This window comes from Bradyrhizobium sp. ISRA430, assembly GCF_029909975.1.
In the GTDB taxonomy this organism is placed as follows: Bacteria; Pseudomonadota; Alphaproteobacteria; order Rhizobiales; family Xanthobacteraceae; genus Bradyrhizobium.
Genome location: NZ_CP094516.1, coordinates 6692943 through 6715184, shown reverse-complemented (window position 1 = coordinate 6715184; position 22242 = coordinate 6692943). Strand labels below are relative to the sequence as shown.

The 22242-nt window shown below is 61.5% G+C and carries 22 protein-coding genes, 1 tRNA gene and 2 pseudogenes; 8 read left to right on the top strand and 17 right to left on the bottom strand.

What is annotated here, in order from left to right; all coding sequences use genetic code 11:
• The first annotated feature begins 426 nt into the window (after positions 1 to 426).
• The 3 genes from MTX21_RS31945 to MTX21_RS31935 all read left to right on the top strand — a co-directional run bounded on the left by MTX21_RS31945 (position 427) and on the right by MTX21_RS31935 (position 2657).
• Complete coding sequence (locus MTX21_RS31945; protein WP_280968570.1) at positions 427 to 729, top strand: plasmid stabilization protein; 303 nt, start codon at positions 427 to 429, stop codon at positions 727 to 729.
• A gap of 279 nt (positions 730 to 1008) precedes the next feature.
• Complete coding sequence (locus MTX21_RS31940; protein ID WP_280971320.1) at positions 1009 to 1554, top strand: DUF1080 domain-containing protein; 546 nt, start codon at positions 1009 to 1011, stop codon at positions 1552 to 1554.
• A gap of 161 nt (positions 1555 to 1715) precedes the next feature.
• Entirely contained in the window at positions 1716 to 2657 is a 942-nt protein-coding gene (locus MTX21_RS31935; protein ID WP_280968568.1) for a complex I NDUFA9 subunit family protein, read from the top strand.
• A gap of 257 nt (positions 2658 to 2914) precedes the next feature.
• On the opposite strand, the gene MTX21_RS31930 is transcribed toward MTX21_RS31935, so the two are convergent.
• From MTX21_RS31930 to MTX21_RS31910, 5 genes are all read right to left on the bottom strand, one after another.
• Complete coding sequence (locus tag MTX21_RS31930) at positions 2915 to 3772, bottom strand: SDR family oxidoreductase (protein WP_280968567.1); 858 nt, start codon at positions 3770 to 3772, stop codon at positions 2915 to 2917.
• A gap of 20 nt (positions 3773 to 3792) precedes the next feature.
• Positions 3793 to 4191, bottom strand: a complete 399-nt coding sequence (locus MTX21_RS31925) for a hypothetical protein (RefSeq protein WP_280968566.1) — start codon at positions 4189 to 4191, stop codon at positions 3793 to 3795.
• Positions 4192 to 4205: 14 nt separating this feature from the next.
• Positions 4206 to 4427 (bottom strand): hypothetical protein, encoded by a 222-nt coding sequence (locus MTX21_RS31920; protein WP_280968565.1) that lies wholly within the window; start codon positions 4425 to 4427, stop codon positions 4206 to 4208.
• Between the two features lie 111 nt (positions 4428 to 4538).
• Positions 4539 to 5609: an ROK family protein gene (locus MTX21_RS31915; protein ID WP_280970849.1), complete on the bottom strand. Its 1071-nt coding sequence runs from the start codon at positions 5607 to 5609 to the stop codon at positions 4539 to 4541.
• Between the two features lie 67 nt (positions 5610 to 5676).
• Positions 5677 to 5862: a hypothetical protein gene (locus tag MTX21_RS31910; RefSeq protein ID WP_280971191.1), complete on the bottom strand. Its 186-nt coding sequence runs from the start codon at positions 5860 to 5862 to the stop codon at positions 5677 to 5679.
• A gap of 67 nt (positions 5863 to 5929) precedes the next feature.
• Here MTX21_RS31910 and MTX21_RS31905 point away from each other — a divergent pair, with 67 nt between their 5' ends.
• Positions 5930 to 6445, top strand: a complete 516-nt coding sequence (locus MTX21_RS31905) for a ferritin-like domain-containing protein (protein ID WP_280968564.1) — start codon at positions 5930 to 5932, stop codon at positions 6443 to 6445.
• A 355-nt stretch (positions 6446 to 6800) separates the two neighbouring features.
• Here MTX21_RS31905 and MTX21_RS31900 read toward each other — a convergent pair.
• Positions 6801 to 6997: pseudogene (locus tag MTX21_RS31900) on the bottom strand (hypothetical protein); the annotation flags it as partial.
• 28 nt (positions 6998 to 7025) lie between these two features.
• On the opposite strand from MTX21_RS31900, the pseudogene MTX21_RS31895 reads away from it, so the two are divergent.
• Positions 7026 to 7429, top strand: a pseudogene (locus MTX21_RS31895) (transposase); the annotation flags it as partial.
• Between the two features lie 499 nt (positions 7430 to 7928).
• Here MTX21_RS31895 and MTX21_RS31890 read toward each other — a convergent pair.
• Both MTX21_RS31890 and MTX21_RS31885 read right to left on the bottom strand, forming a co-directional pair.
• Positions 7929 to 8342 carry a hypothetical protein gene (locus MTX21_RS31890; RefSeq protein WP_280968563.1) on the bottom strand — a complete coding sequence of 138 codons (414 nt, stop codon included), beginning with the start codon at positions 8340 to 8342 and terminating at the stop codon, positions 7929 to 7931.
• A gap of 866 nt (positions 8343 to 9208) precedes the next feature.
• Positions 9209 to 9367 carry a hypothetical protein gene (locus tag MTX21_RS31885; protein ID WP_280968562.1) on the bottom strand — a complete coding sequence of 53 codons (159 nt, stop codon included), beginning with the start codon at positions 9365 to 9367 and terminating at the stop codon, positions 9209 to 9211.
• A gap of 158 nt (positions 9368 to 9525) precedes the next feature.
• Here MTX21_RS31885 and MTX21_RS31880 point away from each other — a divergent pair, with 158 nt between their 5' ends.
• Positions 9526 to 10023 carry a nuclear transport factor 2 family protein gene (locus tag MTX21_RS31880; RefSeq protein WP_280968561.1) on the top strand — a complete coding sequence of 166 codons (498 nt, stop codon included), beginning with the start codon at positions 9526 to 9528 and terminating at the stop codon, positions 10021 to 10023.
• Positions 10024 to 10313: 290 nt separating this feature from the next.
• Here the strand turns inward: MTX21_RS31880 and MTX21_RS31875 are convergent, their stop codons facing one another.
• The 3 genes from MTX21_RS31875 to MTX21_RS31865 all read right to left on the bottom strand — a co-directional run bounded on the left by MTX21_RS31875 (position 10314) and on the right by MTX21_RS31865 (position 11684).
• A complete protein-coding gene (locus MTX21_RS31875; RefSeq protein ID WP_280968560.1) occupies positions 10314 to 10529 on the bottom strand; it encodes a hypothetical protein in 216 nt (71 codons plus the stop codon).
• Positions 10530 to 11211: 682 nt separating this feature from the next.
• Positions 11212 to 11286, bottom strand: a tRNA-Glu gene (locus MTX21_RS31870).
• Between the two features lie 56 nt (positions 11287 to 11342).
• Positions 11343 to 11684 carry a hypothetical protein gene (locus MTX21_RS31865; protein WP_280968559.1) on the bottom strand — a complete coding sequence of 114 codons (342 nt, stop codon included), beginning with the start codon at positions 11682 to 11684 and terminating at the stop codon, positions 11343 to 11345.
• Here MTX21_RS31865 and MTX21_RS31860 point away from each other — a divergent pair.
• Together MTX21_RS31860 and rpoH are read left to right on the top strand one after the other, a co-directional pair.
• Positions 11683 to 12690, top strand: coding sequence for an RluA family pseudouridine synthase (locus MTX21_RS31860; RefSeq protein WP_280968558.1), 1008 nt, complete (start codon positions 11683 to 11685; stop codon positions 12688 to 12690). The two genes, MTX21_RS31865 and MTX21_RS31860, sit on opposite strands and share 2 nt — an antisense overlap.
• Before the next feature lie 215 nt (positions 12691 to 12905).
• Positions 12906 to 13805 carry an RNA polymerase sigma factor RpoH gene (rpoH, locus tag MTX21_RS31855; protein WP_280968557.1) on the top strand — a complete coding sequence of 300 codons (900 nt, stop codon included), beginning with the start codon at positions 12906 to 12908 and terminating at the stop codon, positions 13803 to 13805.
• Between the two features lie 310 nt (positions 13806 to 14115).
• Here rpoH and MTX21_RS31850 read toward each other — a convergent pair whose 3' ends face one another.
• From MTX21_RS31850 to rpoD, 6 genes are all read right to left on the bottom strand, one after another.
• Positions 14116 to 14742, bottom strand: a complete 627-nt coding sequence (locus MTX21_RS31850; RefSeq protein ID WP_280968556.1) for an N-acetylmuramoyl-L-alanine amidase — start codon at positions 14740 to 14742, stop codon at positions 14116 to 14118.
• Between the two features lie 141 nt (positions 14743 to 14883).
• Positions 14884 to 16095 carry a GGDEF domain-containing protein gene (locus MTX21_RS31845; protein WP_280968555.1) on the bottom strand — a complete coding sequence of 404 codons (1212 nt, stop codon included), beginning with the start codon at positions 16093 to 16095 and terminating at the stop codon, positions 14884 to 14886.
• Between the two features lie 662 nt (positions 16096 to 16757).
• Positions 16758 to 17369: a LysE family translocator gene (locus MTX21_RS31840; RefSeq protein ID WP_280968554.1), complete on the bottom strand. Its 612-nt coding sequence runs from the start codon at positions 17367 to 17369 to the stop codon at positions 16758 to 16760.
• A 56-nt stretch (positions 17370 to 17425) separates the two neighbouring features.
• Positions 17426 to 17800, bottom strand: coding sequence for a response regulator (locus MTX21_RS31835; RefSeq protein WP_280968553.1), 375 nt, complete (start codon positions 17798 to 17800; stop codon positions 17426 to 17428).
• 432 nt (positions 17801 to 18232) lie between these two features.
• Positions 18233 to 19039 carry a lytic murein transglycosylase gene (locus MTX21_RS31830; RefSeq protein WP_280968552.1) on the bottom strand — a complete coding sequence of 269 codons (807 nt, stop codon included), beginning with the start codon at positions 19037 to 19039 and terminating at the stop codon, positions 18233 to 18235.
• Between the two features lie 764 nt (positions 19040 to 19803).
• Positions 19804 to 21945 (bottom strand): RNA polymerase sigma factor RpoD, encoded by a 2142-nt coding sequence (rpoD, locus tag MTX21_RS31825; RefSeq protein ID WP_280968551.1) that lies wholly within the window; start codon positions 21943 to 21945, stop codon positions 19804 to 19806.
• Positions 21946 to 22242: the final 297 nt, after the last annotated feature.

The following is a 22242-nucleotide window of genomic DNA, read 5'->3' as shown; positions in this document are numbered from 1 at the left end:
GTTCATCTAGAGGTTATCGGGGGTGCGGTCTGACCCAATGTTGGCGTACGGTAAAGCCGGCTGTTATTGCCAAGCCCAGTTGCAAACATCGGCCTCAGCCACGCCGCCATACTGACTTTCATTTGCAGGATTAAGATTCACGTAAATGGATGCGGCTGGTTCGCCCAAGGTGGAATAGGAACAATTGGTGAATTCCATCGTTCTTTGCGCGAGAAGACGGCCATGAGCACCAAGGAAAGCGCTACCAATAGTCAAAAGGACCCGGTCAGGGACGAGCCGATGACCGCTCAGGCGTCCTATGTGCAGACCCTGTCAGAACAAGCACACTAACCCTTCACGCGCCGCAAGGACCTCACCAAGGCGATTGCGCAAGAGGGCGGGCGAATAGGAGCAGGAGAACGCGATACTTATCAAGGGAGACCGTGAATGCCACGCGGAGACAAGCGAAGCTACACCGACAAGCAAAAGCGACAGGCCGAACACATTGAGGAAGGCTACGAAAACCGAGGTGTTCCCGACAAGGAAGCCGAACGACGGGCCTGGGCGACCGTAAACAAAGAAACCCACGGCGGCAAAAAGCGCGGGTCCGGCAGAGACACCGAAGAAGACCGTTCATCGTCCCGCAAGGGCGGCAGTCTTGGCGGAAAAGCGGTCGCCAGCCGCCCAGCCGCTGAACGTTCAAGGTCAGCCAAGAAGGCTGCTCAAACCCGCAAGCGCCGTGCGGCGTAAAGGAGGCACAATGCCGACATGTGAAACCTGCGGCAATGACTATGACAAAGCTTTTCAGGTGCTGATGAACGGCAGGCGCACACGTACGACAGCTTTGAGTGCGCAATTCATGCCTTGGCGCCGACGTGCAAGCATTGCGGAACGCGCATCGCGGACGCGGCTTGGAAACGAACGGCACCTACTATTGCGACCACTGCGCCCAAAAGGAAGGCGTGACCGACCTCCGCGATCGTGTTGTAGGAATTCCGGCGACAAGCGCGGTAGGCTGAGCTGACACGGATGCTGCCGTCGCTATGCGATCTTGATGGTTGGCGTATGGCCGGGCTCGGCGGATTTCGCCAGCTCTCGGATGGCATCATCGAGAGTTATGGCGGGCCTGGCCTTTTCTGGTATGCGCACGAAGCCTTCGAAGACTTCGTCCTTACGATCGAGTGGCGGATCGCGCGCCCGGAAGACAATTCCGGAGTATTCCTTCGAGCCCCGCCGCTGGGCACCACTCAGCAGCCAGCGATTGAGCGCGGCTACGAAGTGCAAATCGACGACCGGGGACTTGATCCGGATGCCAACGTTCTCGGCAGTGCACTTCATCTGACGGGGGCGATCTATCGGCTGGCTCCGGCCGTCCGTCGCCTCTCAAGGCCGGTCGGCGAGTGGAATGAATTTGAGATCACCGCACACGGGCAAATGCTAGCGGTCAGGCTTAACAGCGAACACGTCTCCTTGCTTGGAAATGCGTCACGTGAGCCGCGCGGTCATATTGGACTGCAAAATCATCATGAGGGCTCCGCGGTCCAGTTCCGCAACTTGCGCATCGCGCTCCTGTAAAGCCCTCGCCAAGCCGCTGCCGAGCGAACTAATTTGAAGGAGAGATGGTCCAAAGATACGCAGACCTATAGACGTCCAGTCGCTAGAACAGACGATCGGCGAGCCTGGCGTTCTCCGCTGGCCGTGTCTTGCTTGAGACAGTTTCAGACATGAGTTGCGCCATGGCGGCCGCAAATCATCGCCTTGTTACGGTGTTCGGTGGAACCGGGTTTCTCGGGCGCCGCGTAGTTCGATGCCTTCTCCAGGCGCCTGAGTTTTCAGTTCGGATCGCATCACGACATCCGGAACGAGGCAGACAGCTTTTTGGTTATGACGACCCGCGCCTTCAATCTGTGCAAGTCGATCTACACGACGAAGGGTCGATCGCCGCTGCTCTTGATGGCGTATACGGCGCCATCAATGCGGTCAGTCTCTATGTTGAACATGGGCAGGAGACGTTTCACGCCGTGCATGTGGAATCCGCCCGGCGACTGGCGGGCCAAGCACATCGAGCCGGCGTCAAGCGGCTCATCCACGTTTCCGGAATCGGCTCTGACGTCACTTCGCCGTCCCTCTATATTCGCAAGCGTGGCGAAGGCGAGGCGGCAGTCCGCGCAATATTTTCTGAGGCCACGCTGGTTCGACCGGCGGTAATGTTCGGTCCGGATGACGCGTTTCTCACCACCATCCTCAAACTGCTGCGCCAATATCCGATCTATCCGATGTTCGGCCGCGGATTGACGAGATTGCAGCCGGCCTATGTTGACGATGTGGCCGACGCGATCACAAGAGCGCTTCTGAAGACCGAAACGAATGCAATCACGTATGAATGTGCCGGTCCCCGCATCTACACATACGAAGAGCTTCTCAGAACCATCGCCCACGCAGCCGGCCGCAGACCCATGCTCGTTCCCGTGCCGTTTGCTGCTTGGCACCTAGCGGGATGGCTTTCGGAGCTGTTTCCACGGCCACCCATCACACGGAATCAGGTGGAGTTGATGCAGATCGACAACGTAGCGTCGGTGGGGATGCCAGGTTTTTCCGAGCTTGAAATCCCGCCGCAATCAGTCGAACAAATTATACCGACCATGTTGCGGGAAACTATTGGGCGAACCGTCTCTTGAACGGAGGCGGTCAGGTACCGTTCTGCGTCCTGCAATTACTCTGCGCTTGGCGCCGGGTAGCCGGGAGTATGGATGGCGATCCGCTGATGGCTTCTTCATAAGCGCTCAAAATCTGCCCGGCAGGATTTTATGGTGAGCCGATAAACCAGGAAGCTAGAAGACCAGTCCGTGACGGTTGTCGGTTTCAATGGCGGGCTTCGCATCACCGGCGCGCTGGATGCTACGCCACGCTAAGCTTCCGTCTCGTCGCCCTCCGATCAGATGAAAGGTTTCCCGCCTGTTACAGCGAGGGTCGCACCAGACGTATAGCTCGAGAGCGGATCGGCCAGCATGACATAGGCGGTTGCGAGCTCAGCTGGCTGCCCGGCTCGTTTCATCGGCACCTGCTTGCCGAAGTTCATTACCGTGTCCGACGGCATGGTCGACGGGATCAGCGGCGTCCAGATCGGGCCCGGCGCGACGGCATTAACGCGTATGCCCTTTTCGGCAAGCATCTGGGCAAGACCGCCCGTGAAATTCTGGATCGCACCCTTGGTGGTCGCATAGGCCAGCAGGATGGGGTTTGGCATGTCGGCATTCACCGAAGCGGTGTTGATGATGGCGGCCCCCGACTTCATATGCGCAACGGCCGCCTTGGCGAGATAGAACATCGCATGGATGTTGACCTCGAACGTGCTCTGCCATTCGTCATCACTGATATCCGCGATATCCTTAAACGTGGCCTGGTGGGCCGCATTGTTGACGAGGATATCGATCCCGCCGAGCTCATCGACGGCACGCTTGATGACGGCGCGGCAGTAATCTGGCTTTCGCAGGTCTCCGGGAAACAAGACAACCTTGCGGCCTTCCTGCTCGACGAGAGCCTTCACCTCCTCTGCATCTTGATGTTCGTCGAGATAAGAAATGAGCACGTCGGCCCCCTCACGGGCATATGCAATTGCCACCGCTCGCCCGATGCCGCTGTCTCCTCCGGTAATGACGGCCTTCTTGCCTGCAAGACGGCCCGATCCATTGTAGCTCTCCTCGCCATGGTCCGGACGTGGCTTCATCGCCGACGTCGAGCCGGGCATCGGTTGCTGTTGGCTGGGATAAGGCGGGCGCGGATAATCGAGCATGGCATTTCTCCCTATGATCATCAGTTAAACGGCATCCGTGGCGGAAACTCGTTGGCCACCGCGAGCGCGGCATTCTCGTTGGTTTCCAGCGCAATTTTCTGCGCGAGCATCACGTCGCCGGGCACCAGGCGCGCTGAAGGCACGAAGCACCAACCCACCCTCGGCGTTCCGGCCCCGTCGAGCTCGTGGACGTTCGCGGCCGTCCCATAGTTGATGCGGTACCGCTTGCCGGTATCGCAGCCGACCACATCGAAATACCGATATTCGTCGAACTGCGCGAGTTGAGCCGGTGACAGCCACGCGCGCAGCAGATGGCGGCCGCGGGCCTCTGGCGAGTTTTCTCCGATGACGCTGGCATAGAGCTCGCGGAGCGTTTGCAGCCGCGAACCCGCCCGGCGTCGAGCACCGAGCAGAATCATGGCCCAGCGCTCACCTAGCCGCCGACGAGACGCGGGTAGAATAACGTCTCCTGGACTGTCGGATCGAACGCCCGCACTATGGCAACTTCGCCGGGCCTCGTCCGCGTTGCCGCAGTGAATCCCTTGCCGGTCAATTTCTTGAAGCGCTGCTCCGCCTTGGCCAATGCTTCCGGATTTGCCGCATCAAATGCGTGCGGCGTGTCACCGCTATGGTCCAAAACGATCTGCGTAGGCATGGATGCTCCTCCTATGCTCCGCAATGCTTGAAGCAAACAGGCGGCGGGGCGCGACGTTCCTCCATCTCCGATATTCTTGCTGTGTCGGCCTACACCGAAAGAGGGTTAGGCTCAGCGTTCGCCCTTGCCGTTGCGGTTGGTGAAGCGGGCATTGCCGAGGCCGGTGCCGATCGTCAGCACGCCCCAACGTTTCACGTCCTGCATGAACGGGACCTCGTACAGGCCCTGCACCACGCCGTCGTTATGCATGACGATCGTTGTGTCGTGTTCTCCGATCTGAGGGATGGCTTCGACCAAAGTTGCCGGCAGATTGAACTTGCTGCTCTCCCAATTGCCGGACAGGTTCTGCGCGCCCTTCGCGATCGAGCCGTTGCTCTCGATGACGCCAGGACACGCGATGCCGATGAACGGCGCGAGCTTGAACCCTTCCTCCTGCGCCTTCGCGATTAGGTCCGTGAGCATCTTGACGAGCCTCTTCACGGCGTTCTTACGGCTCGGATCGTCGTCGGCATGACGCCATAGCTCGGACTTCCAGACGCACGCCTTCGTGAGGTCCGGCGCCTTCTTGCGACGCGTTTCGACGACGCCACAGCGGATGTTGGCGCCTCCGATGTCGACGGCAAGGATGGAATCATGAGCTTCGAAGATCCAGGAAGGAGCAAGATGCAGCGCGCCAATTAGGCCTGCGTCGTCGGGGTGCTGATGGATCGGCAGCATCTCGATCTTGAAGTTCTCGGACTTCAGGATGATTTCGGCGCGCGCGATGGCGAGTTCGCCGAGGCGGCTATTGCTAAAGCCGCCGCCCACTACGATGCGCTCAGTCTTCTCCCAGGCTTTGGTCTTGAGGAAGCGACGCGTCACGTGGGCGAGCTCCTGTGCGAAGTCCTCGATCGCGCTCTGCACAACTGCCCAAGCGTCGGTATCTTCGCCGATCAGGATGGCGTCGAGTTCCTTCTTGCTGATTTCTTCGGAAAGCTCCTTGCCGAACGGATCTTCGCCGGATCTACGCAACGGCTTCCGCCACTTTTCGAGGGTGTCCCGGAAGGCGCCCTTGCTGGCACGGTCCCCAAGAAATCCGTCCTCATCCTTCAGTTCAATGTTGAAGCTGTCGACATCCACTGACGGAAGGCGGGAAGCGCCATGAGCAGCGATGCCGGTGGTCGTGATCGTCTCGTCAGCCATCTTGAACCTTGAACAAGCTGCAGGCAACGGGCGGCTTGCGTCAACACGCGTTCGCGACGCCGGTTCCTCAGTCCGGCTTTGCCGCGGTGCAGGGCCGGGTTGACGGTCGTGCAGCAGGCGCGAGATCCTCGCACTCCGTCTCACGCCCCTTTACCGCGATCTCAAATAGCGCTTCCTGGATGTCGCGCGGCATATCGCCCCATACGTCCATCGCCGCCCATCCCAGCAGGTTGGGCGAAGCGTTCCGATCCATCCATGTCGGCGGGAACGGCGGCTGGTCGGCGGCGTTCCATTGCCAACATTGCGAAAGGAGCCGTTGAATGGGACTCTTCACCAAGGACATAAAATCGATGGAAGACCTGCTGATCCACGGTCTTCAGGACATGTACTACGCGGAGCAGCAGATCATCAAATCGCTGCCCAACATGATCGAAAAGGCAACCAACCGCGACCTTGTCGCCGGCCTGAAAGGCCATCTCGAGGAGACAAACAAGCAGGTGGAGCGGCTTCAGAAGGTGTTCGAGAAGCTCGGCAAGCAGCCCAGCGGGACGCAGTGTCCGGCGATCGACGGCCTCATCAAGGAGGCCGACGAGATCGCCAGCGAGGTCGAGGACAAGGCCGTACTCGATGCCGCCATCGTCGCTGCCACTCAGGCCGTCGAGCACTACGAGATCTGCCGCTATGGCACGCTGATCGCTTGGACCGAGCAGCTCGGCCACGACGAGATCGTCCGTTTCCTCACGACCAACTTGAACGAGGAAAAGGCGGCCAACACCAAGCTCAACACGGTGGCGTTGCGCAAGGGCGTCAACGCCAAGGCTTCGACCGCGGTTTGATGCCGGAGTCGAACTCTCTTAGCCGCTTCGCCGAACCGCGGAGCCGCTGCCCTTGTTGTACGGTCCACGCTTTTCGCACTGTGCACGTCTTGTGCCGCACATATCAAGCCGCGACGGAGGATCAACCAGGCGAGCGACGCGCTCATGAAGTCAGCCGCGAGGCTACTTTCCGCCGTCAACGAAAAGACGACCGCAAAGGCCAGCATGCCGAGCGCGGTGCCAGCGAAGTCGACCGCGGCTGCCATTTGCCTGCGGCTCGCCGACGAAGCCGGGCCTCCCGCTCGCCGCGGATTTCGTCCGTCGCGATCAACATGATACTGGCGCACAAGATCGCCGGAAGGGCCGAGGAAAAGCCTACGACGCGGGATAGCAAAGTGGCGGGTAAGGCCTGCAGCCGCGCGCGAGCGAGGATTTGACAAACGACGACACTGTAGAGGGCGAGCGCGATCAATCGCTTGAGTTCGCAGGATAGTGGGCTCCAAGCTGGTACACAGCGATTCCGAGCGTGGCGAGCGCGACCGATGGCGCGGCCGCGAAGAGACCGGCGAAGCTAAAGCTCGCGCGCAACAATGCTCAAGTGCGACAGTTCATGACGGCGCCGGAATCGGCCCTGTTACGGCTCTTTGCTTTCTTGCAACGATCGACGACGCTAGGCGCTTTAGAAGGTCAAGAAGCGTCGGAGCCTATGTCGGATTAACGACCCGACGGTATGCTTCCGGCGAGCTCGACTGGAAGGGTCGAATCTCGAAGTGCGGCGACAAGATGTTGCGCAGCTACCTCTACGAGGCAGCCAACGTACTGCTCACCCGCGTAGCAAAATGGTCGACGCTCAAAGCCCGGGTCATTCGGCTCGCGAAACGAAGCGGACTGCGCAAAGCCAACGTTGCCGTTGGCCGAAAACTTGCCGTCATTCTGCACCGGATGTGGGTTGACGGGATCAACTTCACATGGTCGTCAAAGGAGACTGCCGACCAAACAGCGTAAGACTATCGAACCCCGCCGACGACGGCGGGAACCAATGTCCCTGCCGGGACGCTGGCGTTGGTGCGATCGCCCCTGACTTTGCGATGTTCAAAAAGAGCAAGCGCGCTTCACACATTGATCCATCAGCGTCATCCTACGACATCATGCGGAGGGCATGCCCCTACCGCGGAGAGAACCATGAACCCGGCAAGATGTATCTGGAGAGTCTTAACCGCATGCCCGGAATTGGAGAACAGCCAGGGTCGCTTTCGACGGATTCGGCGATGGTCATCGGTTGGTTGATGTCCGGCAGAGTTGCAGGCCAAGATCGGCCGCGCCCCGGGAGCGCCAAGCCGTACGTCACCAAAGCGAGACGCGCGCGCAGAATGCGCAGAGCGCCGCCTCGCCAAGGCCAAGCGACGAGTCCGACGAATTCGAGCGTTGAGCGGCACGCCTGCATCGTAGCTGGTTCCGTTCCGTAGATTCCCGGAGTCGGACATTGTCGCTGGTAGCGATAGTGTCATTGCACCGGAAGGCATTTGAGCACGATTTCATGGTACCGGATGGAGGCTGCAGGCGGTGCTTGCGGCCTCTTTCGTTCCCGCTCGCGGCTGGACCGCCGCTTCCCGGGCGTCGTGGCAGCACCACGCCCTTTCGCACTTCGCGCTCGACGAGCGGTCAGGTCGTGTTGTCGCTCAGAAGGTCCAACCGCCCGAGTGATCCCGTGGAGCCACAGCGTGGCTCGACCGACCTTCAGCGCGTCCTTGACCTCGCGCACTGGCCAGCTCTCGCCGATGGGCATCACGCGCACCTTCACGCCGCCGCCGAGCAACGCATGAGGAGAACTGAGGTCATCGTCGGCCTGGACAACCGTCAGATCCGTTTCGGGCTTCCAGTTCAGCGAGAGATCGATTCTCCGGGAAAGATCCGCCATCGTGAGCCGTCATCGAGCTCGACGACGTGACTCTCGGAATGGGAGCTGATTTTCATCGCGTTAGGCTGCGTCCAGATCCCGAAGCAAATCCGCCTGCAGGACCGCGCCTAGGCGCAGCCGGCCGGCCTCCGCCATGGCACCTTGGGCACTTGAGACGGAGCTCGGGCTGCGCGGACGTCGGTCTCAGTACGTTGGCGGCCATCGGCCAAGCCCCTCAATTGGGACACTTCACCAGTAGGGTGTCCGTTTCGATCATTCTAACGGCTCCTAAATCTTTGCTCCCCCGCCAACAAATACGGATTGCGACCGTTCCCGCCGCATCCGGCCGATGCCGAGAACGGTCGAGAATCGGCAACTTTTCTGCCCTTTCGAGCTTGCCAGGCCTACGATGCGCGAGCATCAGAAAAGCCGCGCTCGGTCTTGAAGCGCCGCTCCGTCCGCGTTCGCGCGCTTGTGGCTCTGGACTGATAGGACTTGTCCGCAGTTTCGTGCACATTGTGATTGCCCGCGCGTGGGGGCGGTGCTGGAGCATTGGCATGAGAAGCCCCTCCATCGCCACCGGCGATCGTACCGGTTCGCTCGCGGCCTCGGAGCTGGTCGAGATTGCGACCCACCTCGGGCTCAAGAAAGACGAGAGGATCGCGAGCTAGGTAGCGATTATCGTATCCGCCGCTGCCTATGTCCGGCAAGGGTCTCAGAAGGCGATCACGAGAGATGGATGGGTAGATGCTTCGTCTCCAAAACCAACATCGCCCTTCAATGACATTCGCACTGCGCCGGCACGGCGTACGTGGCCGACCGCCTGTCCATCTGACGAATCGAATGATGTCGCTGATGTGGCACAGAGATTACCTGACGACATCAGTTCAACCGGTGGTCTTCCTTCGCTCCAGCATCTTTTGCTCGACTTTGTCTGCAAGCACCGTCAATTCGCGCTTGGCTTTGTCAGTCGCCAGATCGCGAACGAGGGCACATTCCGCCGCATCCTTGCGCAGCTTCTCAAGCTGTGCCTGATAGTCCTTCATCGGTAGCCTCCGATGCCACTTTTCCCGAATGATGTAGTGGCGGAACTACCAAGTCGATTAAGCAGGATGGCGAAACGTGCTTCCGCCTAGCGGGTTGGGGAGGCAGGCCGGCGAAAACCTGTCCTATGTTATGGCGGGAACATCACGGGAGTGCGGAAATGCAACCTTCAATGGTTGTCCCGGAACGGTCCCGCTGCCGGATGGAAGCACGGGGCCGTTTTGTTTTCTTTCGCATTCATCCTAACGGTTGCCGCTCGAAACGGCATGTAGGTAGGAATATGTCCTTTGACCCAATGGCCGCTGCGGTTAACTGGCTTGATGCCTACCGCGCTGGCGACGTCGATGCACTTCTTGAGATGTACGCGGATGATGCGGTGGTCCATTGTGGCTGCGGAGGGATCAAAACGATCACTGGGAAGGAAGGTCTGCGGGCCTATTGGGTGAAGCGCCTTCGGGAATACCCCGCATCCGACCTGGATAACCTCCAACCATCGGAAGGCGGGACAATAATCGCGTATGTCGCGCCAGACGGCGTGGTCAGTGCCGTGTTGACATTCAACGGGGCCGGACAGATTGCATCGCTTACTTGCGGTCCATCAAGTGGCGCGACCTATAATGCCGTAAGCGGTTTGGTAGTCGTGTCCGGCGCGGTGTGAAGCATCTGCCGCACTCTGCCTCGCAAGCGTGGAGAACGCTCCACGGAACAAAGTTGGTCGGCAATGGTTCGTGGTGCAGCGTGAGTTGCGAACCATGCACGGCACAAACCGCGACCCTCTGCTTGCACGGGCGGAGGATGCCATAAAGGACGCTCATCGGCTGCTTGCCGAGGCAGACACGCTGCTCGCGACGGCGGTCGCACTATGCCGGATCGCGGAACAATCCAAGACCCTCCAGACGGGCTTGCTTCCTGCGTGGTCGATTGCCCTGCGGGTGAGGAGGGACATGTCTACGGCATGGGCCTTGAACGCATCGCGGGTGCGACACTGGCCGTCGAACTCGACAGCAGTTTCCTGCTCTTCGCCAACACGCGATAGCTCTGCTCGACCTCGGCGAGGTGATTGCGGATGGCACCGTCTTGAGCCGAGCCTTTCAAATCACCGTAGTGCGCAGCGATGATCAGGAAGTCATCGAGCGCATGCGCCTTGAAATGCTGTTCGCTCACATTGCGTACTAGACCGAGGTTCGGAAAATGGCTGCCCCAAAAGACAACGCAAGAAATCAACTATTCGGTCGCGATCAAAGCTTCTTTTTCGATTCAACCGATCCAAGGATTCGATACCCGGATCGAAACCGCCCAGGGTCTCGCTTTTTTCGCGTGATCCAGGCGTGACCCAAGTCGTGACGCCAATCGACGTAAGTTCTGAGTGCCTTCTAAGATGATTGATTTACGCTTGATTTTGGTGGGCGCACCAGGGCTCGAATCTGGGACCCGCTGATTAAGAGTCAGCTGCTCTTGTCCGCATCAATTCAATGTTTCAGCAAATCGCGAAGTCACCGACCCGCATCGCCAAAGTTGCACTTATTGTTCCGAGCTCTTTCTGGTGACGAAGCATCCGGCTGCCAAACGGTAGCACCGCAGCCTCTTGGTTTCCTCCGGCAAACGAATACTTGCTGAAGAGCAAAATCGCCGCGCGTGAGCTTCAGGAGTCTGCGACGTTTACCCGATCGAATTGTCCCCTCAAATTCCACAGGAACGAGGTAGGGGAAGCTGGCGAGCTGAAGCTGATAATGCGGCATGACCGAAGGCAAGCGGCTTCAAGGAGTCGAATGATGACGAAGCCATTTGCGCAGGCGAGACACCAACTGGACACTTGCCCCAGCAATCCAGCCAAGTACTTGAAAAATGGCGCTCCCTAGGGGAATCGAACCCCTGTTTCAGCCTTGAGAGGGCCGCGTCCTAACCGCTAGACGAAGGGAGCGTGAGGGCTAGCCAATAGCCTCGAAATTTGTCCGCCGCAAGGACCGAACCTGCCTTTTATGGCTCATTGGCAAATTTCAGCTTGCCGGCCGGCCTCAAGGTGTGGGCGTCGAAGGTGCGGATCTCGATCGCCCCGCCGACGTCGAGCGTCACCACCAGGCGGTCCCCCGCAACCCCGGTCGAGACGATCCTGGCGCCCTTCGGCAGGGTGGCGGTGACGTCGCTCAAGGCCTCGGCCGGCCTTCCCTCCGACTTGAAAAGGCGGTAGCCCACCGCGATCAGCACGGCGCAGATCGCCAGCGCCGTGGTCAACCCCGCGATCAGCATCATCCGCCGCACCCGCGCGAACAACGCGGCCTGCTCGGGGGTCGGTTCGGGAACAGCGGTTTCGGTCGTCATGCAGGGCTCTGGTTCAGCGCAAAGGTTGGAGGTTGTCGTTGCCGGCGACGAGGGTTCGGCCCGGCTCGACCGGGTGCTGGCCGCGCGCCTGCCGGACCTGTCGCGATCAAGGCTGAAAGCCCTGATTCTGGCGGGCGCGGTGAGCCAAAGGGGCGCCGCGGTCCGCGACCCCGCTTATCACGTCGCCGCGGGCGATACGATCATAATCGACGTGCCGGAGGCAGCGCCCGCCGAGCCCCAAGGCGAGGACATCGCCCTCGATATCGTGTTCGAGGACGACGACATCATCGTCATCAACAAGCCGAAGGGGCTGGTCGTGCACCCGGCGGCCGGCCACGAGACCGGGACGCTGGTAAATGCGTTGGTCGCCCATTGCGGTTCTTCGCTGTCGGGCATCGGCGGGGTGCGCCGGCCCGGCATCGTGCACCGGCTCGACAAGGACACGACCGGCTTGATGGTGGTCGCCAAGAACGACCTCGCCCACCAGTCGCTGACGGCGCAATTCGCCGATCACGGCCGGACGGGCGCGATGCGGCGCGGCTACATGGCCTTTGCCTGGGGGCTGCCGAACCGCCAGCGCGGCACGGTCGACGCGCCGATCGACCGCCATCCGTATGCGCGGGAGAAGATGGCGGTGCGCCAGAGCGGCCGCGAGGCCATCACCCACTGGGAGATCCTGGAGAGCTTTGCGGGGCGCGACGGCAAGGGCGTGGCGGCGCTGCTCGCGTGCGAGCTCGAGACCGGACGCACCCACCAGATCCGCGTCCATCTCGCCCATATCGGCCATCCCCTGCTGGGCGACGCCGTCTATGGGCCGCATTTCAAGACGAAGGCGAACCAGCTCGGCCCTGAGTCGCAGGCAGCTTTGGCGGCCCTTGGACGACAGGCCTTGCATGCTTATCTGCTGGTATTGGAGCACCCGAGGACAGGAGAATTACTCCACTGGGAGGCGCCTCTGCCGGAGGATTTGCTTCTCCTCGAGAGTGCCCTGAAAGCGGCGCTATGACGCAGGCGGCTTCAGAAAGCCCTTACCTTACAAAAAGTTATAGCTGCCACACGGGGACGTGACGTCAGCAATCCTTCCCTAAATGACCCTCGATGGGGTATATTGCGCGTGCGTTGGAAGACCAACGCGGAACATCGCAGTCCGGCCGGCTTTAACCAAGCGGTCGTCTGCCTGGCCCGCCGCTATCGGGGGCCTGAACCTTTGGAGGGCGCACTATGGCCCGTACCGCTGCTTTGCCGGTCCTCAATGGAGAATCCGGCCTCTCCCGCTACCTCGCCGAGATCCGTAAATTTCCGATGCTGGAACCCCAGCAGGAATACATGCTCGCCAAGCGTTGGCGCGAGCACGACGATCGCGACGCGGCACATCAACTCGTCACCAGCCACCTCCGGCTCGTGGCCAAGATCGCCATGGGCTATCGCGGCTACGGCCTTCCGATTTCCGAGGTCGTGTCGGAAGGCAACGTCGGCCTGATGCAGGCGGTAAAGCGTTTCGAGCCCGAGAAGGGCTTCCGCCTCGCCACCTACGCCATGTGGTGGATCAAGGCGTCGATTCAAGAGTACATCCTGCGTTCCTGGTCGCTCGTGAAGATGGGCACCACCGCGAACCAGAAGAAGCTGTTCTTCAACCTGCGCAAGGCGAAGAGCAAGATCAACGCGCTGGACGAGGGTGATCTTCGCCCCGACCAGGTGAAAATGATTGCAAAGCGCCTCGGCGTCACCGATCAGGACGTGATCGACATGAACCGCCGCCTCGGTGGCGACGCGTCGCTCAACGCGCCGATCCGGGACGACGGAGAAGCCGGCGAATGGCAGGACTGGCTGGTCGATAATTCGCCCAACCAGGAAGCCATGATGGCCGAGCACGAGGAGTATGATCACCGCCGTGACGCCCTCAACGGCGCCATGGGCGTGCTCAACCCGCGCGAACGCCGCATCTTCGAGGCGCGCCGCCTCGCCGATGAGCCGATGACGCTGGAAGACCTTGCGGCCGAGTTCGGCGTGTCGCGTGAACGCGTCCGCCAGATCGAGGTCCGCGCCTTCGAAAAGGTGCAGACCGCGGTCAAGGGCGCGATCGCGAAGCAGGAACAGGCTGCGCTGGAAGCCGCGCACTAAGCGCGACTTTCGGCCCCAGAGATTGGCGGATCGAAAAGACAGAAAAGCCGGCGGCAACGCCGGCTTTTTTCTTGCCTTGAAGAAGATGCGGCTACACTTTCGGTGTCATGCCCCGGCTTGACCGGGGCATCCAGTACTCCGCGATGTCAATTGCGAGAGCGAGATCCCAACACAGGTCTCTGGAACACTGGATCGCCCGGTCAAGCCGGGCGATGACGGCCGTGGTTGCAGCCTAATAAAACGCGCGATTGTTCGGCTGGATGACGGCGGCGGTTTAATCCCTCTTGTCATTCCGGGGCGCGACGGGGCTTTACTCTCCCCACACCCGCGCCAGCGTCGCGAGCCAGCAGCCTTCGCAATAGCGCGCGTCCTTGTAGTCGATCCAGTTGTGCGCATAGACGTGGTCGAGCGGGATGTCGTAGCGCGCGCGCAGGACGCGGACGAGGATCCGCCAGGCCGCGACCTGCGCCTCGGTCGGCCCCGCCGCGACGTCCGGATAGTTGCCGGCGAACTCGACGCCGATCGAGTTGTCGCGCACAACCTGGCGATAGGTCGCTTTGTTGTCGATGTACTTGTTGTCGTTGCGGTTGGCACCGTCGCCATGGGTCGGCACCAGATTTTCCGCGACCGCCCAATAGACCGTGCCGTCAGTCTCGACCCAGACAGTGACGCCCCGCCGGGTCGGATTCTTCGACTGCTCCTGCGCGCCGCCGCGTGCCGAGCCCGCAGGCCCCTCGGTCTGATGCACGATGATGTTGCGCCAGGCGTGGGCCTGCGCGACGTCACCCCACGGTGCGAGCCAGACGATCTTCAGGCCGGGAATGTCGGGCGTGCCGGCGACATGCGCGAGCCTGGCGAGGTCGGCATCCGTTGCAGCGGCGTGAATGGTCAAAGCAAGGGCGGCGAGAACGGCCGCGAGCAGGCGAGACATCATCATGCGGGTCCAAATGCGGACCCGAGCCTACAGCATGATCCGGAAAAGTGTGCACCGGTTTTCCCGCGCGACAAACGCGGGACGCGTTTGCGCGGAGGTCATGCTCAAACAACAAGTTTGAGCGCGACGACGATCGCGCTTGCTTCAAGCGAATTTGCGCGCGGCCGGAGCGGTCAGCTCGGGCGAGAGCGGCGGCGCCGGATCATAGAGCGCAAAATCGTTCTTGCCGTTCTTCTTGGCGGCATAGAGCGCCTCGTCGGCCCGGGCCATCAGGCGGTCCGGGAATTGGCCGATGGCACGATCCCATTGCGCCACGCCGATCGAGATCGCGATCGGAATATCGTTGCCGGTGCAGGCGGCGGCATCCTGGCGGCAGACCTCCAGCACGCGGCGGGCGATCAGCGCGCCCTCGTGCAGGGATGAGGACGGCAGCACGACGCAAAACTCGTCGCCGCCGGTGCGGGCGAGCATGTCGCCCGGCCGAAGCCGTGTCTGCGCCATCAGGGTGAAGTGCTGCAGGCAAGCATCGCCCGCGGCGTGTCCGTGGGTGTCGTTGATCGTCTTGAAGCCGTCGATGTCGATCAGCAGCAACGCGAAGGGCTGGCCGCTGCGCTCCGAGCGGGCGCATTCCTCGGCGAGGCGCTGCAACAGATGCCGCCGGTTGGCGACGCCGGTGAGATCGTCGAGCAGCGCGAGGTCGGCGACCTCGTTGCGCAGCCGTTCGATCGCCATCAGCAGGCAGCCGAAATTCCAGGCCATTGCCAGGAAGACCAGGATCAGGATCAGCAGCGCCTGCAGCCCGTTGAAATTGACCGCGGTGATGCCGCCGCCCAGCCCGGTGAGCGCCGCGCCGGAGCGGACCACGTGCACGCCAAGGATCATGAACGCCACGATCGCAGCGAGGCGCGCGCCGGGATTTTCGCGTCCGTCCTGCCTACCTAGGAGGCGCTGCAGCACCATCAGGATCGGGGTCGACTGTCCCACAGAATAGATCAACACCCGCATCGGCATGTTATCGACGACGACCAGAAACCAGGTGAGGCCGGCGCAGCTCAGGAGCGAAACGGCGATCGCGGCGGGCCAGGACACCGGCCGGTGGTAGAAGCGCATCACGCCCATGCAGGCGAGGCAGGACGCGAAGATCATCAGCCCGCCGCCGGCGATCAGCGGAAACGCTGGATCCATGACATCGCGCAGCATGGAGATGCCTGCGCCGACGGCCTGGAGCACGGCCGCCGCCATCCAGTATCGGGCCGCCTGGAATTTCGGATAGGAGCGCGTCACGTAGGCCCAGATCAGGCCCAGCGCCAGGAAGTTGATGACGATGACCGTCCAGAGTGTCGGCACGCTCAGCATGGCGACCGCAGGACACGCAGCGTCCCGCTCCCTTCATTTGGCAACCGCCCGTCCATAACCCGCCCCCGTGTTCTTGCGGAGGACCATGCGCGTGGTGCGCTTAATGGAGTCTCACCGCAATCGCGCAAACACGACGTTTGGTTTTGGATTGATGAATCGTGGAGGCGGATACCCGCTTCGTTAAGCAAAGCCTGATGCCCAGGCGCTGACCGTGCCGCGCCGTCGCGATGCGGATTCGCAGGCAAAAATCATCCAAAAATGCTTCTGAGCTGTGGATAACGCAATGACGGAGATGTGACGGCGCGAGGCAGTTGCCCGCGAATCTGCTGAGCTTGCCATTGAGGATGTTGCGAGGCTGGCCCTCCGCCGAGCATCCCTCGTGTCGCGTTTCACCATTAACCCTTGAGAGGATACTATGGCTAAGAAAGCGAAGAAGGCGGCGAAGAAGAAGGCGAAAAAGGCCAAGAAGGCGAAGAAGAAGTAACGCGGCTTCTTTTTCTTTGCCCGGGTGGGGCCTCGCTCCGCCCGGGCGTCGGGTAGGGTTGAGAGAGTTTGAAGGTGGCGGGCGCGGGGCCCGCTTTTTTGTTGACCGGCGCTTAGCTCTCTCACTCTCTCGCCCCGCTCTTGCGGGGAGAGGTGAAGGGAAGATCGCAGCGCTCTTTCTATCGCTCCGCAAACGCCAGCTTCGCGCCGAGCAGCGCAAAGCCGGCTGCAAAACTGCGGCGCAGCCAGGCCATGACGCCGGGGCGGGAGATGACGCGCGCGCGCACCGAGGCCGCAGAGAGCCCGTAGACGACGAACACCGCAAACGTCATCGCCATGAAGACGCCGCTCAGTTCCAGCATCCGCGCCAGCACATGGGGCTCGTCGACCGCGATGAACTGCGGCAGGAAGGCGAGGAAGAAGATCGACAGTTTTGGATTGAGGATGTTGATCAGGAAGCCGGTCATGATGACGCGGCTACTCGAGCGTTCCTTGATCTCGCCCTCGACCGCCAGCGCGCCGGTCTCGCGCAGTGCCTGCCATGACATGTAGAGCAGATAGGCCACGCCGCACCACTTTAGCGCGGCAAAAGCCAGCGCGCTGGTGTGCAGCACCGCGGCAAGGCCGAGCATCGCCGCCGTCATGTGTGGAACGATCCCGAGCGTACAGCCAAAAGCTGCGGCGATACTTGCGCGCGAGCCGCGCGTCAGCGCCGCCGCCAGCGTGTAGAGGACGCCGGTACCCGGCGAAGCGACCACGATCAGTGAGGTGAGCAGGAAGGATAAGGTCATGGATGGACCCTATCACTGCCTCTCGCGCCGAGAAAGCGAGCTCCCGGAACGTACCGTCAGGACAATTGCGCGATCTCGGCCTCGCGCAGCACGTCGAGGGGCGCCCAGGGCTTGGCCCAGAATTTTGCGCCGTCAGGCAGGGGCTGCGCCAGGGGACGGCCCGAGGTGACGACGACGTCGAGCTTCGGATTGCGATCCTTTGCGACATAGGCGAGCTCGACTCCGTTCATGCGGCCGGCAAGCTGCACGTCGGTCAGCATCAGGCATAGCGCACCGGCATCCTTGTCCAGGACGCGCGCGGCCGCCTCGGCACTCTCGCACTGGATCACTTCGTAGCCGCTTTCCTCCAAAAGGAGGCACAGCATCGCACGCTGCATGGCATCGTCTTCGACAATCAGCGCGGTCGCCCGATATGGTTCTGCCTGTCCCATGTGGCCGCTCCAAAAAATGATCGTCCTTGCTGAAGTAACGTATGTTAAGGGCGCTTTCGCGATATGGTTCAGTTCCAAACTGAAAAAATGTACATGTAAGTTCCTTCTTCCGAATTTGGTGTGGTCGCCCTGGCGACCCATAACCACCGAATTCAGTTTGGCGGAGGCTGCTAGTGCTCAGCCAATAGAAGTTGATTGCGAGTCGTCGTAACGACTCCTCCCCGGGGTAATAGGTCCTGGCTTTCGCCAGGACGACGTTGGAGAGAGTCTTCGCCAATATCTCTGCGGTCATGCCCCGGCTTGACCGGGGCATCCAGTACACCGCGGCTCCTCCCTATCGCGTCACTGCTTCGGGAATACTGGTTCACCCGCTTTCGCGGGTGATGACGCAGAGTGTGTGGCGTGAGCGCTCCTTCTCTCAGCCGTGCGAGATCACTGCGCCATCAGCCGATCGGCAAAATACCCGATCGTCTTGCGGTAGATCAGCGCCCTGTTCCACTCGCGCATGGCTTCGAAATTAGCGGTGCCTTCGCCGTAGGGCTGGCCCATCTTGAAGCCGTTGGTGTGGAGCAGGTTCGCGGTGGAGGCGAGCACGTCGGCGGCGCTGTGGCGCAAGTCGACGCGGCCGTCGCCGTCGAAGTCGACACCGTATTTGATGTAGGACGACGGCAGGAACTGGGTCTGGCCGATCTCGCCGGCATAGGCGCCGATGAGGTCGCGCTGCGGCAGGTCGCCACGCTGCACAATCTTGAGCGCGGCCAGCAGTTCGCCCTGGAACAGCTCGGTGCGGCGGCAATCATGCGCGAGCGTGGCGAGCGTACGGATCACCGGCAGCTTGCCCATGTCGCCCTTGCCGAAATCGCTCTCCAAGCCCCAGATCGCGACCAGGATCTGCCGGGGCACGCCGAACTGCTGCTCAATGCGCGACAGCAGCGCGGCGTGACGCTGGAGCAGCGCACGACCGCCATTGATGCGACCCGGGCCGACGCGTGTCGAGACATACTGCTCAAAGCTCTTCTTGAAGGTGTAGCGCTGGCGCCGGTCGAAGGCGAGCACGGCGCCGTCCGGCGTCACGCCGCTGAACGCCGCGCTCGTCACGCTCGCCGAGACGCCGGCGGCCTGCGCCTCCGCAGACATGCCGGCAATGAAGCTGTTGAAATCGCCGCCACAGCGCGCAGCCTCAGCGGAGCCGCCAGCCAGACAAACCATGGAAGCGACGGCCAGAGCAAATCTCAGCATATGGAATGATCCCCCAATTCGCGGCGGGCGATCATGCCCGGGAACAGGAGTCCCGTCAAAGCGGCAAACCCTCGCCAACGGCCCTGCGACGCGGGAGCAGATCGCAAAGTTGCTCGCAAGTCAGCCACAGCTCAACGGTCGTCATCGCCGACCACGCCGACATCGATACCGCGCTACGCGAGACACACGCGCCCTCCTGTCGGGGCGCGCGTCAGCGCGAACCCGGATTCCATCGTACGGCAGTGTCGGTGGCACAATGGAATCCGGGCTCGCGACTCGTCGCGCCCCGGAATGACGAGAGGACAGTGCGCGCCATAGAATTGAGTTTCGTCCGGCGCTAACAATTTGGGCGCGGGAAACGCGAGGTGTGCGCTGCGAGATGGAACTCTCAGCGTGCGTCGGATCCGGACATCTGCGCACAAGACGTAAGACGTGCAGCTCTACGCACTCCCGAGCAAGGCACGCAGCTCTCGTTGCGGCACAGAGCAGACAATGATGGGCAAATGCTTCGACCATCCAAACCATTTGATTCAGGAACAGGTTGGAACCAGAACTCGCAATCAACGCACATCTGTTCCGCCTGCTGCGACATCGACGCCGCAATGATTGGCCTTGCCATCGTAGAGCGCGAGCTATAGTATTCTATTCTAGGTTGTTGCCCTGCCAGCCCCGGGCGACGCTGAAGACCAAAAATAAACGGCGGGCTTTTCGGCCCGCCGTTTATTGAGTCAGAAGCCGGACCTCGCCGGCCAAATCAATCCCGATCAGTTATCCAGGAACGAGCGCAGCTTCCGGCTCCTTGACGGATGCTTCAGCTTGCGCAGCGCCTTGGCTTCGATCTGGCGGATGCGTTCGCGGGTGACCGAGAACTGCTGGCCGACTTCTTCCAGCGTGTGGTCGGTGTTCATGCCGATGCCGAAGCGCATGCGCAGCACGCGCTCTTCGCGCGGGGTGAGCGAGGCGAGCACGCGCGTGGTGGTCTCGCGCAGGTTCGACTGGATCGCGGCATCGATGGGGAGGATCGCGTTCTTGTCCTCGATGAAATCGCCGAGGTGTGAATCCTCTTCGTCACCGACGGGCGTCTCCAGCGACAACGGCTCCTTGGCGATCTTCAGGACCTTGCGCACCTTCTCCAAGGGCATGCCGAGCTTCTCGGCGAGCTCTTCGGGCGTCGGCTCGCGGCCGATCTCGTTGAGCATCTGACGCGAGGTGCGCACGATCTTGTTGATTGTCTCGATCATGTGCACGGGGATACGGATGGTGCGCGCCTGGTCGGCGATCGAGCGGGTGATCGCCTGCCGGATCCACCACGTGGCGTAGGTCGAGAACTTGTAGCCGCGGCGGTACTCGAACTTGTCGACCGCCTTCATCAGGCCGATGTTGCCTTCCTGGATCAGGTCGAGGAACTGCAAGCCGCGGTTGGTGTACTTCTTGGCGATCGAGATGACGAGGCGGAGGTTGGCTTCCACCATCTCCTTCTTGGCCTGGCGCGCTTCGCGCTCGCCCTTCTGCACGGAGTGCACGATCTTGCGGAATTCGCCGATCTCGAGACCGGTGAGAGCTGCGAGCTGATGCACCTCGTGGCGGAGGTCCTTGATGCGGTCCTTCTCGTGGTGGACGAAGTTCTTCCAGCCCTTGGCCGAAAGCTTGGACACCCGGTTGAGCCAGCGCGGATCGAGCTCCGAGCCGGTGTAGTTGCGCAGGAAGTCGTCGCGCGCCACGCCATGGCTGTCGGCAAGGCGCATCAGGCGGCCTTCATGCGAGACGAGGCGCTTGTTGATGTCGTAGAGCTGCTCGACCAGCGAGTCGATGCGGGCCTGGTTGAGGCGCAGCGACTTCACCTCGACGATGATCTCGTCCTTCAGCTTCTTGTACTTGCGCTCCTGGTGCGGCGAGAGCGACTCGTTCTGGAGCTGGTTGGCAATGTCCTGCTCCTGAAGCTTGCGCAGCTTCTTGTAGTTTTCGGCGATCTTGTCGAAGATCTCGACGACCTTCGGCTTGAGCTCGGCCTCGATCGCCGCGAGCGACATCTGGTTTTCGAACTCGTCATCGTCCATGTCGGCTTCGGCTGCGGCCTCGCCCGGATCCTTCTCCTCGCCACCTTCGCCGTTACCGGCAGCGGGCGCGGGACGGAACGGGGTTGGCGACGGCGGTGCCGCGGGCGGAGCGACATGCGCGGGCGCGGCTGCGGCCGGAGCGGCCTCGCCGCCCTCGGCCGTCGCTTCGCCGTTCTCGCCAGCGGGACCGCCGATCATCGCGGTGTTCATGCCGCCCTTGGCGTCGGGGCCGGCATAGGTCGCTTCGAGATCGATGATGTCGCGGAGGAAGATCTTTCCTTCGTTGAGCTCGTCGCGCCAAATGATGATGGCCTGGAAGGTCAGCGGGCTTTCGCAGAGGCCCGCGATCATCGCCTCGCGGCCGGCCTCGATGCGTTTGGCGATCGCGATTTCGCCTTCGCGGGAGAGCAGCTCGACCGTGCCCATCTCGCGCAGATACATGCGCACGGGATCGTCGGTGCGCTCGCCCGGTTCGCTCTTCTTGACTTCGGTGACGGCCTTCTGCGTGACCTCGACGAGTTCGTTGTCGGTCTCGTCCTCGCCATCGTCCTTCTCGTCCTCACCTTCGCTGTCGTCGGCTTCGGTGACGTTGATGCCCATGTCCGAGAGCATCGACATGATGTCCTCGATCTGCTCGGGCGAAGTCTGGTCGGACGGCAGGACTTCATTGAGCTGATCGAAGGTCACGAAGCCGCGCTTCTTGGCCTGCTTGATCATCTTCTTCACTGCCGCGTCGGACAGGTCGAGCAAGGGCGAAGGCGCGTCCTGTGAATCTTTCTCGGGAGCGTCCGCTGCCTTGTCGTCCTTTTCCTTGTCCTTCGCCTGCAGCGTCTTTGCCTTGGTGGCCATCCATTGCTCCTAAACGCGCTTCACACAGACGTTCGCCGCGCCTGCCTGAATTCACCTGAACCTGTTGCTCGACGCTCTCGCTTCGTCGGCTCTCGACACGGAAAGGGCGGCGCAAACCTCTTTCGCCACCCCAAAACTTCTCTCGCCGGATTTGCCTAACGCTTCGTGAGCACCTTTGTCGCGGCGGATGCAGGTGTAATGTCAACAGTCCTGCGCGGATTCATCCCTGACGCGTCTGTTCTGCCTGCGGCCGCCTGTGGGCCAAAGTGCTACAATTCCGTTAAGCCTCGATTAACC